17 protein-coding genes are annotated in these 17981 nt (G+C 45.1%); 14 read left to right on the forward strand and 3 right to left on the reverse strand.

Features of this window, described 5'->3' with window-relative positions:
• Nucleotides 1–209 precede the first annotated feature (209 nt).
• The 14 genes from QZL64_RS10565 (at nucleotide 210) to QZL64_RS10630 (ending at nucleotide 12193) form a co-directional block, all read left to right on the forward strand.
• The gene (locus tag QZL64_RS10565; RefSeq protein ID WP_021841953.1) at nucleotides 210–1199 is read left to right on the forward strand and encodes a molybdopterin-binding protein; all 990 of its coding nucleotides are present in this window, start codon (nucleotides 210–212) and stop codon (nucleotides 1197–1199) included.
• A 186-nt stretch (nucleotides 1200–1385) separates the two neighbouring features.
• On the forward strand, nucleotides 1386–1808 hold the full coding sequence (locus tag QZL64_RS10570) for an acyl-CoA thioesterase (protein WP_021841954.1): 423 nt from the start codon (nucleotides 1386–1388) through the stop codon (nucleotides 1806–1808).
• Nucleotides 1801–2619: a glutamate racemase gene (murI, locus tag QZL64_RS10575; protein ID WP_021841955.1), complete on the forward strand. Its 819-nt coding sequence runs from the start codon at nucleotides 1801–1803 to the stop codon at nucleotides 2617–2619. The genes QZL64_RS10570 and murI overlap by 8 nt, the downstream gene beginning before the upstream one ends.
• Before the next feature lie 25 nt (nucleotides 2620–2644).
• Nucleotides 2645–3184, forward strand: a complete 540-nt coding sequence (locus tag QZL64_RS10580) for a hypothetical protein (RefSeq protein WP_295252814.1) — start codon at nucleotides 2645–2647, stop codon at nucleotides 3182–3184.
• A gap of 13 nt (nucleotides 3185–3197) precedes the next feature.
• Nucleotides 3198–3851 carry a coenzyme F420-0:L-glutamate ligase gene (locus tag QZL64_RS10585; RefSeq protein ID WP_021841957.1) on the forward strand — a complete coding sequence of 218 codons (654 nt, stop codon included), beginning with the start codon at nucleotides 3198–3200 and terminating at the stop codon, nucleotides 3849–3851.
• Between the two features lie 172 nt (nucleotides 3852–4023).
• Nucleotides 4024–5793, forward strand: coding sequence for a hydantoinase/oxoprolinase family protein (locus QZL64_RS10590; protein ID WP_021841958.1), 1770 nt, complete (start codon nucleotides 4024–4026; stop codon nucleotides 5791–5793).
• Entirely contained in the window at nucleotides 5783–7108 is a 1326-nt protein-coding gene (locus tag QZL64_RS10595) for a histone deacetylase family protein (protein ID WP_021841959.1), read from the forward strand. The genes QZL64_RS10590 and QZL64_RS10595 overlap by 11 nt, the downstream gene beginning before the upstream one ends.
• 161 nt (nucleotides 7109–7269) lie before the next feature.
• Nucleotides 7270–7524 carry a type II toxin-antitoxin system prevent-host-death family antitoxin gene (locus tag QZL64_RS10600; RefSeq protein ID WP_021841960.1) on the forward strand — a complete coding sequence of 85 codons (255 nt, stop codon included), beginning with the start codon at nucleotides 7270–7272 and terminating at the stop codon, nucleotides 7522–7524.
• Nucleotides 7517–7843: a type II toxin-antitoxin system RelE/ParE family toxin gene (locus tag QZL64_RS10605; protein ID WP_021841961.1), complete on the forward strand. Its 327-nt coding sequence runs from the start codon at nucleotides 7517–7519 to the stop codon at nucleotides 7841–7843. Before QZL64_RS10600 ends, QZL64_RS10605 begins: the two co-directional genes overlap by 8 nt.
• Before the next feature lie 132 nt (nucleotides 7844–7975).
• Complete coding sequence (gene rph, locus QZL64_RS10610; RefSeq protein WP_021841962.1) at nucleotides 7976–8713, forward strand: ribonuclease PH; 738 nt, start codon at nucleotides 7976–7978, stop codon at nucleotides 8711–8713.
• 121 nt (nucleotides 8714–8834) lie between these two features.
• Entirely contained in the window at nucleotides 8835–9422 is a 588-nt protein-coding gene (locus tag QZL64_RS10615) for an XTP/dITP diphosphatase (protein WP_021841963.1), read from the forward strand.
• Between the two features lie 124 nt (nucleotides 9423–9546).
• On the forward strand, nucleotides 9547–10080 hold the full coding sequence (locus QZL64_RS10620; protein WP_021841964.1) for a metallophosphoesterase family protein: 534 nt from the start codon (nucleotides 9547–9549) through the stop codon (nucleotides 10078–10080).
• A 142-nt stretch (nucleotides 10081–10222) separates the two neighbouring features.
• Nucleotides 10223–11005: an adenosylmethionine decarboxylase gene (speD, locus tag QZL64_RS10625; RefSeq protein ID WP_127058963.1), complete on the forward strand. Its 783-nt coding sequence runs from the start codon at nucleotides 10223–10225 to the stop codon at nucleotides 11003–11005.
• 12 nt (nucleotides 11006–11017) lie between these two features.
• Nucleotides 11018–12193, forward strand: coding sequence for an NAD(P)-dependent malic enzyme (locus tag QZL64_RS10630; RefSeq protein ID WP_021841966.1), 1176 nt, complete (start codon nucleotides 11018–11020; stop codon nucleotides 12191–12193).
• Nucleotides 12194–13340: 1147 nt separating this feature from the next.
• Here the strand turns inward: QZL64_RS10630 and QZL64_RS10635 are convergent.
• The 3 genes from QZL64_RS10635 to QZL64_RS10645 all read right to left on the reverse strand — a co-directional run.
• Complete coding sequence (locus QZL64_RS10635; RefSeq protein ID WP_021841967.1) at nucleotides 13341–14837, reverse strand: S-layer homology domain-containing protein; 1497 nt, start codon at nucleotides 14835–14837, stop codon at nucleotides 13341–13343.
• A gap of 39 nt (nucleotides 14838–14876) precedes the next feature.
• Nucleotides 14877–16595: an ArnT family glycosyltransferase gene (locus tag QZL64_RS10640; protein ID WP_021841968.1), complete on the reverse strand. Its 1719-nt coding sequence runs from the start codon at nucleotides 16593–16595 to the stop codon at nucleotides 14877–14879.
• A gap of 17 nt (nucleotides 16596–16612) precedes the next feature.
• Nucleotides 16613–17981 (reverse strand): S-layer homology domain-containing protein (locus QZL64_RS10645; protein WP_296309557.1); only part of this gene is annotated, 1369 nt, incomplete at its 5' end.

Below are 17981 nucleotides of genomic sequence, written 5' to 3' on the forward strand. Positions count from 1 at the left end.
GCACAAAAGCCTCGGCATATGCCGAGGCTTTTGTGCGTTTAAAAAGGATTTAAGATTAAATACTTAGTTAAACGAATAAAAGTATTTTAGTGGAGGACAACGGGAGTCTGTTTTTAATTAAAAATATATAGTTTCGTATAGATGATGTTTTGATGAGATTCAAGTAGCTTGGGTTTTGTTGTAACATATGATTTGTAGAGGAGGTTTTCATGAAAAAAGTAGCCGTTGAGGAAGCTGTCGGCCAAGTTTTATGTCATGATATAGCGCGTATAGTCATTGGCGAAGTTAAAGATACGCCGTTTCGTCGAGGTCACATCATTCGTGAAGAAGATATTCCGGCTTTTTTAGAATTAGGCAAGGAGCACGTTTTTGTGCAGGAACCGGGCGATGAAGCGATATTGGCCGATACATTGCACGAAGAAGATGTAGCGGTGGGATTATATGCCTTGTTAGCTAATGACAGTATTTATGCATCTGATGTCCGTGAAGGTAAAATTGAAGCGTTTGCAGCCTGGGATGGGATGCTCAAAATTGATGTGGCTCGATTGCAGGCGGTTAACAGTATCGGTGACCTTACAATCGTTACCAAATTCACTAATACGGCGGTTAAGCGTGGTGATAAATTAGCCGGTATGCGTTGCATCCCTTTGTGGCTCCCTAAAGTGCAACTTGAACAGGCTAAGGCTATTTGGCAAGGTCAACCGCTCCTTACGGTAAAACCTTTTGTGAGAAAACGCATCGGTCTTGTAACGACCGGCTCGGAAGTGGCCAGAGGTCGCATTCAAGATGCGTTCCGCCCGATTATTGAAGAACGAACGGAACCGTTTCGTATGAAAATCGTAGCGCATGAGATTGTTATTGATGATACGGATAAAATTATGGCCGCTATTAAAGCGGTAAAAGACGCAGGGGCGGATATTATTTTCTGTACCGGTGGCATGAGTGTGGATCCCGATGATTTGACGCCGGGCGCAATTGCCAAGAGCGCGGCTCATGTGGTGACATATGGCTTGCCGGTTTTACCGGGCTCCATGGTATGCATAGCCTACATGAGTGACGGCACACCGCTTGTAGGCCTGCCGGGCGGTGTTTTATTCAGTAAACCGACAGCCTTTGATGTCTTTTTACCACGTTTGGCATCGGATGATCCGATTACGAAAGCCGACTGCATTGCGTTAGGTCACGGCGGTCTGCAATAGGCTGCCGTGATTGACCAAGTTGAGTGCATTGCGTTAGGTCACGGTGGTTTGCAATAGGTTGCTTTGATTAACCAAGCTGAGTGCATGGCATTGGGTCATGGCACTTACAATAGTTTGACAGCCACCTATTGGTGGCGTACAATGAAGGGTGAATTATTTTATAGTAATGAGAGGTGAAATAAGTATATGTTTACCACATCATTGCAGGTACGATTTTATGAAACTGATATGATGGAAGTAGCTCACCATACCAATCACTTGCGATGGTTTGAGTTAGGCCGGGTGGAATTTTTCAGAACCTGTGGCATTTCCCTGTGGGATATGATGGATAACGGGATTGTGTTCCCGATTACAAAAGTGGCTTGTGAATATAAGGAGCCGGCTCGCTTCGATGATGTGTTAACCGTTGAAGTGACGCCGACCAAAGTAACACGAGCTCAATGTGTTTTTACGTATCGTATAGTGCGTGAAGCGGATGGTGCATTGATTGCAACCGGTGAGACGCAGAATGTGTTCACCGATAAGGCGACGGGGAAGGTAATTCGTTTAAGCGATACCTATTATGAGCCAATTATCCGCACCATAAAGGAGAGAAAGAGTCATGAGTAAAGCAGCCGCAACCGAGGCCTCTAAAAGACCTATCGGAGTATTTGACTCCGGGGTCGGGGGATTAACAGTATTAGCCGTATTGCGACGAATGTTTCCCCATGAAGACTTTATTTTTGTTGGCGACAATATGAATAATCCGGTTGGCAATCGACCTAAGGAAGAAATCAGTCAGATTGCTATGAATATCGGTCATTTTTTAGCCAAGGTGCCTGTGAAGATGGCGGTGGTTGCGTGCAACACCTTTTCCGTGGTGGCCTTGGATGAATTACAAGCTACCTTTGACTTTCCGGTGGTAGGTATGGCTAAAGGTGTGCGGACCGCTATTGATACGAGTCAGACTCAGAAGATTGCCGTCATGGCTACCAAGGCTACTATTGATAGTCACAAACATATTGAAGAAGCGCATGAGTTACAGCCTGCGGTTGCCGTATGGGAACAGGCTTGCCCTGATTTGGCCCACCTGATTGAGCAGGGCCACTTGGATGACCATATTGTTCATTCATCATTGCAACAGTACTTGGATCCGATTATAAAGAGCGGTTCCGATACAGTCGTTTTGGGATGTACACATTTTCCGTTTTTGATGGATTTGATGCAGCACATGTCGGGTGGCAACAAGACATTTATCGACCCGGCCTATGAAACAGCTGAGGAAGTGAAAGATATATTGGAAGCGCAGCAACTCTTGAATTCGCAGTCTGCTAAAGGCAAGCTGGATATTTGTTTTACCAAAGACAAAGAACTGGCTGAGCGCATGACTTCAATATTGATTCCGCCGGAAGATTTCAACGTTCGGATTATTACACTATAAAACTATAAGGGAGCAGTATATGGATATGTATTTTTACACATTAGTTAACATAATCGTAACGATTGTTTTCATCGTTGCCGTTCTATTTGTGGCGTTTCGCATTTTTGTCTGGAAACAGGGGAATGAAGAAATTGTCATGTTACCTAAACGTCGTACTCAATTTGAAGTAGAAGACATCAGTTTTAATCAGGTAACCTTGGTATCGGATATTCCATTCGTAAATAAAGGCCGTCAAAACGGTACTATTATGGATTTATATCCACGTCATTTGTTGCCGCAGGAACAGTTTGATCAGGTATCCATTACGTCGTGGACGACCGATGCGGCGGAAGAACGTCATGATGGGTATTGGAAATCTGTTATCATCGAACCGCGCAAAGGCGGCACCGTTCGCTTGCGTCTTATTTTGAATGCAAAAACGGGCAATATTCGCAAAGATTTGGTAGGTTTTCCTGATATGAATATTGATATTGTATACCAGGTTGTCGGTCGCAGTGATTGGCACATTTCTAAAAATCGTTTAATTTTGACAGCTGAAGAATTACAGCATGCTATGCGGCAGTAGGAGGTAGGTAACCATGGCAAATTTAGAATTAGTACCGGTTCATACTCGTATACTGACCCATCGAGATGATATTGTAGAAGCAATTATGCATTATGCCGGCAAAGATATCGGGCCGGAAGATATTGTATGTGTGGCGGAATCTGTAGTAGCGATTACGCAGGGCCGCATCACCCGTCCGGAAGAGCTTCGTCCTACTTGGCAGGCTCGTTTGTTGTGCCGTTTTGTACCGGCTGAAGGCTCTATGAGCTCCGTGTACGGCATGCAGTCCGCAATGGAACTTGATGGTAAATGGAAGGTATTTGGCGCCTTTATTTTGGGGGCCATCGCTAAAATATTCCGCAAAGACGGCGTTTTTTACCAAATTTCCCGTGCGGCTGCACTTACGGATGACGTTACGGGGACAATGCCGCCGTTCGATAAACACATTGTGTATGGTCCGAAAGACGCGGATAAAGTGGCGGAACGCATTGTACAACGCACCGGCAGTTACGGTGCCGTAGTAGCCGACGTTAATGATTTGAAGCGCGCTGCCGTTCTCGGTCACAGCCGCGGTATGGACCCTAAACGCATTGCGCGCATTTTGATTGACAATCCGTTTGGCAATGATGATCAGATGACGCCAATCGTTATTATTAAAAACTTCGCCTCCATTTCGGAGCGAAAATAAAAAGGAGGCCTTAGGGCCTCTTTTTGTTTGTTAAAAACCTTGTTACACTATATATAGAGAGTTTTTTGCTAAACTATTCTTTGATTTTTTAGATATATATTTGATGTATCAATGATATAGTTAACGTATTATTGCTATTAAATAGCGGAGCTTAGGGAAAGGAGTTGTTCCTATGTTAGTAGGTCTTGACGTAGGCGGTACCTTTACGGATGCCGTAGTCGTAGATAAGGGACGGATTTTAAAAAGTCATAAATGCCGCACCACCAAGCCGAATTTAATGGAAGGTATTGAAGCCGCTTTGGCCGGTGTAGCGACTGCTATTGAGCCTACAAAAGTGACACGGGTGACTTTGTCCACGACGATTGTAACGAATGCACTCGTCATGAATCAAGTTGATCCGGTTGATTTATATGTGATTCCGGGGCCGGGCATGGATATTCGGCCCTTGTTGCCGGTAACACCAATTGTACTTAACGGTTATACGGATCATCGCGGTTCATTGGCAGCCCCTTTGAGACAGCGTGAGCTGGACCAAATTCCCGGCGAAAAACAAAATACACGAGCCGCTGTATCGGCCAAATTCAGCGTGCGTAATCCAAAATTGGAACAAGCCTTAAAAGAAGAATTATTGGCAGCCGGCTATGAAACGGTATCGGCCGGTGCCGAATTAAGCGGTTCCTTAAACTTCCCGCGTCGTACCGTAAGTGCTTATTTTAACAGTGCCGTGCAGGGAACCTTTGAAGACTTCAGTGAAGCCGTTAAAGCAGCTTTGGCTCGCTATGGTTTGACGGCGCCTATATACATATTAAAAGCCGATGGTGGTTCGTTGCCGTTAGAACGAATGAAGGCAAGCCCTGTTGAAACGGCCTTTACGGGACCGGCTGCCAGTGTTTTGGGGATGGCGGCCCTTCGCTCTATGCCTAAAGATATGACGGTCGCCCTCGATATGGGTGGGACCACTACAGATATTTCGCTGTGGGAAAACGGTGTGCCTATGATGGCTCGCGGCGGTGCGATGATACGTAATTATCCAAGCGCCGTACGCTCCTTTGCGGTAAGTTCCGTAGGCATCGGCGGCGAATCGGCCGTTGCTTTTGATGAAAACGGTAAATTGACCGTAGGTCCCGACAGATTGGGCCCATCCCTCGTATTGGGCGGCACCGTGCCAACGCTTGGGGACGCCCTCATTGTGTTGGGTAAAGCTAATTATGGCGATACGCATATGGCTTGGCAGGGACTGGCTAATTTGTTGCAAAAAGCGCCTCATGGTTATGTTGCGGGGACCGATAAAGATGTTGCCGATACAGATAATACGGCCATAGCTGCGGACGATGCTGATGCAGGTATAGCTGCGGGCAATGCTGCTGAAGGTATAGCTAAAGATGCTGTTATAGCGTTTGCCAAAGACATTGTAGCGGCAGCTGTTACGGTAATTACCGACGGCATAGCGGCTTCGGTGCAACGGGAAAATAAACTGCCTATTTATGTGGTGCGCGATATTGTAGAACCGAAGATTTTTAAACCGGAAAAACTGGTGGCCGTAGGCGGTACAGCTGTAACGCTGGCCCCATTTGTAAGTGAACGCTTAGCCTTGCCGGTTCAGATTCCGCAGAATGCACCGGTAGCCAATGCGGTTGGTGCCGCGGTGGCCCGTGAAACTTTGATGCTTACGGTACATGTAGATACGGCTAAAGGTATTTTGGTAGTACCGGAACTGGGCATTCACGAAAAACAAAGATCGGTACAGACCGCGGCGCAAGCCGAGTCGTTAGCGTTAGACTATTTGCAAAAGGCGGCAGGCGACTTAGGTCTTACGAATGCGCCGTCAGGACATATTATTTCGGTAGAAGACGTGCCGATTATTGAAGGTTGGCAGTCTATGCATCGTTTAATTACCGTGAAAGCTCAATTGGAACCGGGGGTGAGTGAATATGTACAATAAGAATACTTTGGGCCTCGTATTTTTCCCGGCCTTTGACTGGAAAATTTCGCCGACCCATCCGGAACGGCAAGAACGCTTGCTATATACGCGAGATCAACTGTTGGAAGAAGGCCTTTTGGAACATCCGGCTATTCGTGAATATAATCCGTTACTAGCTTCGTGGCAGGATATAGAACGGGTCCATGTGGGAGCCCCTTCTTTGAAAAAATGGGTGACTGAAGCACATCGTGTATCGGTTGGCGGCGCCATTGCCGCGGCGGAAGCAGTTATGCGCGGTGAAGTGACACGGGCTTTTTCGCTGGTGCGCCCACCGGGACACCACGCTATGAAAATGGTGCACGGCATTCGCGGTTTCTGTACGGTCAATGTGGAAGCCATTATGATTGCTTATTTGCGCCGCCATTACGGCGTGCGCCGCATTGCCATCGTGGATACAGATGTTCATCATGGTGATGGGACACAGGATATTTTTTACCACGATCCGGATACTTTATTTATCTCCTTCCATCAAGACGGGCGCACCTTATATCCGGGTACCGGGTTTATGTATGAATATGGTGGGCCTCAAGCGGTCGGTGCAACCGTAAATATTCCGCTCCCGCCGGGCACGGGCGATGAAGGGATGCTTAAAGTGTTACAGAACTTGGTAATGCCGATGCTCAATGATTTTAAACCGGATATTGTTATTAACTCAGCCGGTCAGGACAATCATTTCAGTGATCCCCTGGCGAACATGATGGTCACCGCTAAAGGCTATGCGCGACTTACGGATATTTTAAAAGCCGATATTGCCGTCCTCGAAGGCGGTTATTCGGTGCAAGAAGCGTTACCGTATGTAAATACGGGTATTGTCCTTTCCATGGCAGGCCTTGATTACAGTCAGGTAGTGGAACCGGCTTTTGACGAAGATACAAATCGCCAACGTCCCGATGTGACGCGCCGTATTGATGATATTATCAGAAAATGGGCCGACCAGTGGCATCGCCGCCACGAAATGCAAGTGGATGCGCTCTTGGGTTTAGGAGATTTTTGGCAAGATCGCCGTCAGATTTATTATGATGAAACGGGCATTTCCGAATACCGTGATGAAAAAATCCGCCTCTATCCGGACAAGGTGGGGTATATGAGCATTGATTCTCGTAGCGATGGCGGCCCATTCGGTTCCCAACATGTGTATGCTACGTTCATTCCTTGGCAGGCCGATGACGAATGTCGCAGAGATGCTTATGACGCAACCTTGGCGGCTAAAAAAGCCGGTAACGCGGACCGTTATGTGGTAGTGGATCCTATGAAGGACGTACAGGAAGAAATATAGGATATAATATTTTGATAAAAATATTGCCTTATCGTTTTGCGAAAATATCTCTCTGTGAAAAAAAGCAATTTTGCAGTCGATATAGAATAATTGCTGTAAAAACTGATGTTGAATTTTACGGCAAATTTGAGATATACTATGAGTGAAAGGAGTTGAGCAATATGCCAAATATTAAACCTATTTCTGATTTACGAAATTACAGTGACGTACTACGCGATGTGACTGTTGGTGCCCCGGTTTTTTTAACAAAAAATGGGCGCGGCAGATATGCAATTCTTGATATACAAGACTTTGAAAAGGTGCAGGCAACACTCCGCCTGATGAATGAATTGGCAAAAGGTCGAAAATCCGGTGAAGAGAAGGGCTGGTTAACTTTGGAAGAGGTAGAGAAGAATCTTGGGATAGTCAATGAATAATTTACATTTATCTGAAGAAGCTCAAAAAGACCTTATCGGGATTAAAACTTATATTATAGAAGAGTTAATGAATGAGTCAGCTGCATTGGGAATTGTAGGTCAAATTACAAATAGCCTCCGAATTTTACAGACTTATGCAGAAGCTGGGCCGATGCTATCTTCAATTGCGGATATAGAAAGCGATTATCGCTTTATTGTGAGCGGAAATTATATCAGTTTTTATCGCTCTTACGGTAGCGAAGTTTTTGTCGATCGTATTCTTTATGCTCGTTGTGATTATATGAGAATTTTGTTCGGGGACGGCAAAAAAGACGAATAAATTATTAACATTCAAACCGCTTGTAGTAATATAGGCGGTTTTCAAATAGGAACTAATAGTATGTTATATCCTATGATATAATAGGAAATGAATACGAAATAGGGGTGACCAACCCAAATAGGAGTGACAAATATGAGAATTGACGGAAGAAATCCAAAGGCTGTTCGGCCTATTAAAATTACACGCCATTTTACGGCCTATGCGGAAGGTTCGGTATTAATTGAATTCGGCAATACGAAGGTGCTTTGTAATGCCACTATTGAAGAAAAAGTACCTCGCTTTATGAAGGGTGAAGGTCGCGGCTGGGTAACGGCGGAATACTCGTTGTTGCCACGAGCCACGAAAACTCGTAACAGCCGTGAAGCGGCCAAAGGTAAACAGACCGGTCGTACTGTTGAAATTCAGCGCCTTATCGGCCGTGCGTTGCGTGCCGTAGTGGACTTGGAAGCTCTCGGTGAACGAACGATTACGCTTGATTGTGACGTGTTGCAGGCTGACGGCGGTACCCGTACGGCGGCCATTACCGGCGCTTTTGTAGCTATGGTTGATGCGGTAAATACGATGTATGACGGTGAAGGTATGTATCCGATTCGCGATTACTGTGCCGCTATTTCCGTTGGTATCGGTCAAGAAGGACCGGTTACGGACTTATGTTATGAAGAAGATAGCCAAGCTATTGTGGATATGAACGTAGTTCGTACGGGCTCCGGCAATTTAATCGAGGTGCAGGGCACCGGTGAACATGGTACGTTCAGCCGCATTGAGCTTAATACGTTGCTAGACTTGGCAGAATCCGCTACCGATACTTTGATGGCGGCTCAAAAAGAAGCCCTCGGTGATGAAGCCAAATATATCGGTACGGGCGCCTAAGCGATTGATGTTAAGTTAGCGCCGTCTAAGTTATTAATGTTAAGTTAACAGTGGATATGATATTAATACTAAGGTAGCGTATTCCATGTATCAAATTATGAGGTTTTGGTAGGAGCAATATATGAAAATCGTTGTGGCAACCCACAATAAGGGGAAGTTGCGTGAATTTAAAGCAGCCCTTGAAACAGTCGGTATTGAGGCAGTAAGCATCGGTGAGGTTGTGAAGGTGCCGGAACCGGAAGAAACGGGCACGACTTTTTTGACCAACGCACGCATTAAAGCGCAATATTATATGGAGGCTTGCGGTTTGCCCTGCTTGGCAGATGACAGCGGTCTCGCTGTTGATGTGCTTGATGGCGCACCGGGCGTATATTCGGCGCGGTATGCGGGCCCTCAATGCGATGATGAGGCGAATAATCATAAACTCATTGAATCTGTTAAAGACGTGCCTTTTGAAAAAAGAACGGCACGCTATGTATGTGAACTCGTGTTGGCCTATCCGGACGGTCGTGAACTGACGGCAACGGGCTATTGTGAAGGCTTAATTCAGACAGAGGCCGTAGGCGACGGCGGCTTCGGTTACGACCCGTATTTTTACTTGCCGCAGTTTGCAAAAACGATGGCCCAGTTATCCATGGACGAAAAAAATGCGATCAGCCATCGAGGTTTAGCGTTAAAAGAGTTACTTGAAAAGTTGAAATCACAGTAAGTAATAAGCCAATAAAATAAGTAACAAGCAATCAAAGTTGGCAACAAGCAATTAAATAGGTAACAAACAATTAAAGTAAGCACCAAATAATAATATATTTACAATAAAAAGAAAGAGAGGCTCTATGAGCGCACAAGCAGTCAGTTGTGTGGGTATTATCAGTGATACCCACGGTTATTTGAACAAAATTGATGAGATTTTGGCAGCTACCGCTGATTGGCCTATTGAATTATGGCTCCATGCCGGCGATTATGGCGATGATGCACGCTATATGGCTAAGCAAACGAGTGTGCCCGTATTGGCGGTTCGCGGTAATAATGACCGTCAACGGCCCTTAGAGCCGCGCGAACAGCTGATTCCTTTTAAGGACACATATATTTATATGACTCACGGGGATCAGTTTTTGCCGTATAATCGCATTCAGGAAGTGTTGTCACTAGGCGAAAGTATGGGGGCTACCTTGTGCATTGCGGGGCACAGTCATCATCACAGTCAGTATAGTGACGGTCATGGGCTTTTTATCAATCCGGGGAGTCCCGCACTGCCGCGGGATAAGTCGGGCGGTACCTTTGCGGTGGCTACTTATGAGGACGGTTTTTTCACGGGTCGCTTCTATTATTTAAAAGAACAGCCGTGGGAGTCGCCGATTATTAAGTAGTATTTACATAAATGCCGATTATCAATTAGATTTTTACATGAATATTATAAAATAAGATATCGAAAGTATTGAATACGATGAAGAGTTTCGATATAATGAAATATAGGAATAAGTATTGAATGAGGAAGGTGTACAAAATATTATGGAGACATCCGTGAAACCGATTAAAAAGATGAAATTATACGGTTTTAACAACTTAACAAAGACATTGAGTTTTAACATTTATGATATTTGCTATACGAATACCGAAGCTGAAAAACGGCAGTATATTGAATACATTGATGAAGTGTATAATGCACAACGGCTAACGGATATTTTGACAGAAGTGTCTCATATTATTGGTGCTAACGTACTTAACGTGGCTAAGCAGGATTATGATCCGCAAGGCGCCAGTGTGACGATTTTGATTTCGGAAGAAGAAATTCATAAGGAAGATGTGGTATGTCATTTGGACAAAAGCCATTTGACGGTTCACACCTATCCGGAAAGTCATCCGTATCGCGGTATCAGCACGTTCCGCGCCGATATTGACGTGTCCACTTGCGGTCAAATTTCGCCGCTCAAAGCTTTAAATTACTTGATTGGCAGTTTTGATTCGGACATTATCAGCCTTGACTACCGAGTACGTGGCTTTACACGCGATGTACAAGGCAAAAAACTTTATATTGATCATCGCATCAACTCTATTCAGAACTATATTGATGCAAAAACCAAGAACTTGTATAACATGATTGATGTGAATGTGTATCAGGAAAACATCTTCCATACGAAAATGATGCTCAAAGAATATGACATCAATAATTACCTTTTTGGGATTACGGAAGACGATTTGACGCCAAAAGAACGCAAGCACATTAACCAATTATTGAAACAGGAAATGGCAGAAATCTTTTATGGTAGAAATCTACCGACATTAAAACAATAGGAGGGAAATTACATGGACGTACGCGAAGAAGCAGTACAAAAGAAATTAGAATTAGGTGGTTTTTTGACAACCGGTACAAAATATCCTTTGAAGGATGCTCACGATTTATCCGTAGCGTATACGCCGGGGGTTGCTGAACCTTGCCTTCGCATTAAAGACAATGAAGAGTTGTCTTTTGATTTAACTTGCCGCGGTAACATGGTGGCGGTTGTATCTGACGGGACTCGTGTACTCGGCCTTGGCAATATCGGGGCAGCGGCTGCTATGCCGGTAATGGAAGGTAAATCCTTGCTTTTCAAACGTTTCGGTAATGTAGACTGTGTGCCAATCGTAATTGATACGGAAGACACGGAAGAAATCATCCGCACTGTTAAATTATTGCAGAAAAACTTTGCCGGCATTAACTTGGAAGATATTTCCTCGCCTAAATGCTATGAAATTGAAAACCGCTTAAAAGAAGAACTTGAAATTCCGGTATTCCATGATGACCAACACGGTACAGCTATCGCTTGTTTGGCCGGCGTTAAAGCAGCTCTTCGTCTTGTAAAAAAAGACCTTACCAAAGTTAAAATCGTTGTAAACGGTGCCGGTGCAGCCGGTGCTAATATTGCTCGTTTGTTGTACTTGGCAGGCGCTCGCGACATTACCTTGATGGTAAGTTCCGGAGTACTCAACAAAAACTACAAACGCCTTGACTCCTTGCAAGCTGAATTAATCAAGTTGTTGGGCCAGGAAGAAAAAACAGGTACTTTGGCTGAAGTGGCTAAAGGCGCTGACGTATTGCTCGGCGTGTCCGCTGCCGGTGCTTTCACACCTGAAATTTTGAAAAACTTGGCAAAAGACTCCATCGTATTTGCTATGGCTAACCCAAATCCGGAAGCCATGTATGACGATGCTAAAGCTTGCGGCGTACGCGTTATGGGTACCGGCCGCAGTGATGCACCAAACCAGATTAACAACGTAAACGTATTCCCTGGTTTGTTCCGCGGTGCCATCGACGTTCACGCATCTAAAATCAATGATGAAATGAAATTGGCTGCTGCCGATGCCTTGGCTAACCTCGTAGCTGACGAAGACCTTCGTGAAGATTATGTAGTTGCTAACGCATTCGATGAACGCGTTCCACTCGCAGTAGCTAAAGCCGTTGCGGATGTGGCTGTGAAAACGGGCGTAGCGCGTAAAAAATAAAAAGGTTGTATCTTACCGGCGCTGAGCTGTTTACGGCAGGTGCTTCGGTGAGTGACTGGTTATAGTGATTAATAAAGGGACTCTTATCTTATATAAGCCGGAATGGCTGTACCGTTTTACGGGTGTAAGATAAGGGTCCCTATTTTTTATCAAGAAGGCGACACATATCTTATTTGCTCCTGGGCTGCATGCAGCAAAAGTCGCTTCATAAGATATGTGTCGTCTTCTAATGCAGCTAAATATTAAATAGTGCCAATCTTATCTTACACCCGCTTAATCGCATCACACCGTGTCTTTTTATAAGATAAGAGTCCTCTTTGAACAATCCTGTGAACTAGAGCCATGTCACTCACCGGAGCACCATTAGGCGAAACGAGCGGAGTCGCCGTATAAGATACGGCCTTTTTATTTCTCGCCGCCCTTCCGCCAAAAGGGTGGAGGAGAAGGAGGAGGAGGAGGTCTTCTTCGTATATTACGGTGATTTAGGATAATCCCCTCATCTTATATCGCTCTTTGTGACAAGCAACAATAGGTAGATAAGATAAGGGTCTCTTTTAAAACCATAGTGTAAGTCCGAGCCATGTCACTCACCGAAGCACCATTAGGCGAAACAAGTGGAGTCGCCGTATAAGATATGGCCTTTTTATTTCTCTCCGCCCTTCCGCCAAAAGGGTGGGCAGAAAAAATTCGGATTCCATTTAGTAGATAACCGTTGCCGAAGGTGGCGAGTTAAGTGTTTTGGCGGTGAAAAAAGATTGGCTCGAATAGCTTTAATTGAAGCTATGTTATTTAAGCGAGTGAGGCTGGTGCAGAGGCTCTATGAAATTAAAAAGAAGGTTTACGTTATTGGCATTTATGGCGTTGGTGATATTTGAGCGAGATAACATATAATAATAGGCACTGTGATATAAACAATGAAAAAGAAGACCTACTCCAAAGGGGTCCCCTTGGTGTGAAACAGCGGGGAAGGGAGTAGGTCTTCTTTTTCATGTTAGTAATGTGTTTTATTGATTAATTCTCGCTCAAATAGGAGAGCGGATATTGGAAAGCGTAAACCTTCTTTTTATTAAAGGGTTTATTTAGCTCACTCGCTTAAATATAGTCGTTTTATTAGCTCGTCGAGCCAATCATTTTTCGAGCAGTACACTTAGTTTGCTTCTTCGGCAACCGTTATCGTTACTTTGGAGCCGAATTTTTTTGCCATCGCTTTATTACTTTCTGTGTTTAATTGGTCAACCACCAAAATTAACCCCGACGCATTTTTATTTGGTGCGGCGGATAATATGGAGCCGGTTGGTTCCTGCTGATTATAGTAGTAAGCGGCTTCGGTTTGTAGTTTTCCCAGTTCAATTTCGTTCATGACGCCTGTTGTTACTAGGGTATTGCTACGCAAATCGCTATCTTTAGAAAACGCAAGAGCGGCGCCTAATTTTTGGACATCATTTTCGTTTTTTAAGGCAGCTACCAATTTATTGTCCTGCCAATACATGGCACCATGGGTGCGGAATACATACTCTTTACCGAATGTTTGGTTAATTAAATTGAGCATTTTATTCTCTACCTGTTGGTGTAAGATTTTTTCGCGTAAGGCCACGGCAGCACTACTGTTTGTAACGCGATACATAATTTCCGTTGCCTCGGCACGGGTAATGTATTTTTCAGGACTAAATAACAAGCGCGGTTGGTAATGAAGGAAACCTAAAGCAGCCAGTTCCCGTACGGCCGATTGAGCCCAAGGGGCGATGAACTTCTGGTCAGTATAATGAACAGCCTCCATGGCGGCTTGGTCATCGGTGTTGTAGCCCAGATAGTGAATGTAATTATCTGCTACTACGGCGAATTCTTGACGGGACATGAATTGTTCCGGGCGATAGGTGTTATCACCATAACCGCTGATAATATTCAGTTGAGCCACCCGTTCAATGGCATTGGCCGACCAACGGTCGGAGGTAATGTCTTTGAAGGAGCTGGACAGCATGACGGACGACTCACCGGAAATTAAGTTGCTAAAAAGTGAGGCCACTTCTTCGCGACTAATCGGTTTTTCCGGACGGAAGGTATTGTCGCTGTAGCCGGAAATTAATTGTTGGTTTGTCATAACCGCAATGGCTTTGGCAGCCCAGTAATCGGCAGGAATGTCTACAAAAGTATATTTGCGAGCGTCTTCAAAAACACGGGAGGAGTTTGTGGCGATGCTAAAGGTAAAAGGCTTATAGGTGCCGTTCTCTAAGGTGTTGTCGGTTGAAGAGTTTTTTTCGGCACTTTTTTTGGTGTTAGCTGTGTCAGCGCCTTTTTTAGCCGTTTCCGAAATAGCGTCTGTTTTCGCGTCTATGGTTTTGACGCTTTTATCAGCCACTGTCGTTTCGGCGTTTTTTTCTGTTACGGCATTTTTTTCAGTTACGGCGGCTTTAGCGGCTTCACCTACGGCTTGAGCCGTATTGTTAGTGGTGTAATATTTTAACACCAAAGGGCTAAAGGTTGTTTCGTTGCCTGTCGATTCTTTGACAACACGAACGGGGGTATAATCGTCACTTACGGCGTCGTCAGGGCCGGTTACCGTTACGGTGTCGGCCTGAGCCACTGCGCCGGTGAGCACGAGGGTACAAAGTACGGCGAGGGACTTTGTGGTAAAAAATTTAGACATGGTACTCCTCCAAAATTGGGTTTTGTAAATCGTTTGTAACTATTGTGCTTTCGGTTTGAAAACTATAATATTTTCCACCTGATAGAATTCAGTCGTATGCTGACTAAGTGAAGTTTTTAAGAAATCATCTTTATATTTCTTCGGCACAAAGATAAAGTAATCCCTTTGACCTTGAATGGCTTTTTCAGTATCTGCTTCAGACAATACAGGCATTACATTTTTGCCCTTATCCCAGATGGTTTCCGCGTCCGGGTCCGGTATGATTTGCGTTACCGAATGGCCCGTGTAATACACGAGGGATGTGCGATAATCGCGATAGTAGTACATCTGCGTAGTTGGCCGTAAGGCTAAGGTATCAGCCAGTTTTTCAGTAGAAGCATCATCTACGATTGGCGGTAAAGCACAGAGTAATAATACATAGAGAATGCTGGTACTTATGGCGACGGCTTTTATACTTCGGCAGATATGTGGTCTGATAAGAGCATATAAAAGGGGCAAGACACAGAGCACGGCCCCGATACTTAAAGCGATGCTAAGTTGTGACGAATCCACATCCGGTTGGGTGCGGCTGCCAAGCCAAACACCGATGATGGCGATAGCCACTAAGAGAAAGGCCGGTAATAGGACAAGCAGGTTTTTGCTATACGATTTTGTTTGCTGCGGGAGCCAACAGAAATCGCTGTCCGGTGCCATGGCGATAACTTTAACTTCGCGAGGCGGGATATTTCGCAAAAGATGGCCTTTTAAACGAATATAGCCTTGCGCGGTCAAGATGATAAACGGAATGATACACAAGAATGTGTAGGTAATATACTTGGTGGCCATGAGGTTATAAAAAATAAATACGCCGAGCCCCCAAGTTAAGAGATATTTGAACCAAGAATTGCGTTCACCATAGATGAGTTCGTAAATAGTGAGGCCTGTCCATGGCAATAAGGATACGGGCCAAAGCACAAAGTACATAAACCACCAGTTTTGCTCCGGATGTTCCGGTATTGTGGCACGAACTACATTATGGAGGCCCAAGAACTCTTCGATGAAGGCCATGCCGTGGTAGCTGTACATCAGGATGTACCAAGGCAAGGCGACTAACGCAAAGGCGAGCAGGCCCAATGGGTGGAACAAGCGCTGCCACGTGAGTGTATCACGCTGGAAAAGAGCGACATAGGCTATAAGGATAAGGCCGGGCAGGATGAGGCCGACCGGTCCTTTTGTCAAAACGGCAAGCCCCGCCGAGGCGTAGGCCAGCATCATATGGCGTGTTACATGTCGGCCGCGCAGACCTAAATAAGCAAAGTAGAGAATTCCTTGGGTAAATAGGAATAAATAACCATCCGTCAAAATAGCATGACTGATATACCAAAATTCTAACGAAGTGCCCAGCATAATGGCACACCATAAAGCTAAATCACGACGCTTAGCGATGAGGCGCATGCCATAATACATAAACATGCCGTTCAGGGCGGCACAAAGGATGAACGGCAGGCGCGCCGCAAAATCCGATATGCCGAATAGGCTGAAGGATGTCATTAAGAGCCAATAGGTGAAAATCGGTTTGTCATACCAGTACTGATCGTAAATCATGGGAGACAGATAGCTTTGATGTTGCAGCATATTGACGGCACTTAAGGCATAATTGGATTCTACCGTGTCGGTTATGGGAAAGTTCCAGGCGAAGAGCCCGTAGGCGAATAAGAGCCAGATTCCGATGGCGGCCAGGTAGAGATAATCTCGGCGCGTGAAAGGTGTTGCAAACATGGCTGAAGACTCCTTAATTAATTCTTAGCAGTATCAGTAGTGGAGTCGGCATTGTCGGTAACCAAGAAAACGTGAACCTTGTTGCCGAACGCATTACGGATGGAATCATTCATATAATCGAAACCTTTATCGACACGGACAATAAGCTGATTGTGAGCTACGCTTGGATAAGCACCCAAGATAGTGCCGGCCGGCTGTTTTTGAGCGTAGAACGTGCGGAAGTTGTTTTCAATACGGTCATATTCAGCCTGGCTGTATTGGGTTGTTTCTAAATGAACACGATTAGCCAATGTTTCGTTGGCCGGTTTATCTTTGTCGTTTTTAGCTAAAATGTCTTCGAATTGAGCAAGATCGTCATCGCTCTTGAAGGCTACATGTAGCACATCATTTTGCCAATACATTACGCCGTAGTTCTGGAAATTGCCCGGTGTTTTGTAGAGGTTGTTTAATTTTTTGAAAACTTTATTTTCTAGATCAGACTGCGCTTCTAATTCGCTGGTCTTTTTAGCGGTTACATTACCGGTAGTAGGATTTTTGGTAGTTGTAGCGGCTGTTTTGTCGCCGGTTGCACTGTTGGTAGCCTTAGCAGTGGTATCGCTCGCTTTAGTGCTTGTTGCCGGGGCTACGGTCATACCTTTTTCGATGCGGAATAACATGGCAACTGCTTCGGCACGGGTGATGTCTTCAGTTGGACGGAAGTAATTGTCGTCACCGCCGGAAGCGATGATGCCGCGGCTGGCCAAAGTGGTAACGGAGGATCTATAATCGCTGTCGATTTTCTTTTCATCCGGGAAGTTCACTTCGTCAGGTGCTACCACGATATTTGGTTTATACTCTTTAGCTTTCGTTTTGCTTTTAATGGAAGCCACGGTAAGTTCGTCTTTGTAAGCTAAATATTCAGCGGCGGTTTGAGCAAACTCTTCACGCGTTAACGTTTCCTGATTTTTGAACGGTGCGAGCAACTCCTCGCCGGTCACATCTTTAACAGTGGTGGTGTTTTTAGTGTTCTTTTTGTTTTGGCTGCTTTTGGCTGCTTTGGCAGCTTGCTGTGCTTTGTCATACGCAATGAGCTTGTTGTAAAGAGCGGCAGCATCGGCAGTTTTTAAAGCGTCATCCGGTTTGAATTCACCTTGACCGTTGCCGGATAAGATACCATCCTCAAGCATCACGTTGATTGGTATGGCAGCCCAATGATTTTTTACATCTTTAAAACCTTTGGCATCTTCCTCGGCAGCACGGGCAGCCGCTTTTTCGTTCATCGATTCGACTAATTGCGCCTTTTCTTTGTCCGCTTCGGTTAACTCTTTAGTTTGAACGGTCGAAGTAGTGGCAGTTGTTACAGTGTCAATGGAATCGCTATCCGTAGCGGTTGTTGTTACGGCAGCC

Origin of the sequence: Veillonella sp. CAG:933, assembly GCF_000431435.1 — a bacterium.
Taxonomy (GTDB): domain Bacteria; phylum Bacillota; class Negativicutes; order Veillonellales; family Veillonellaceae; genus Veillonella_A.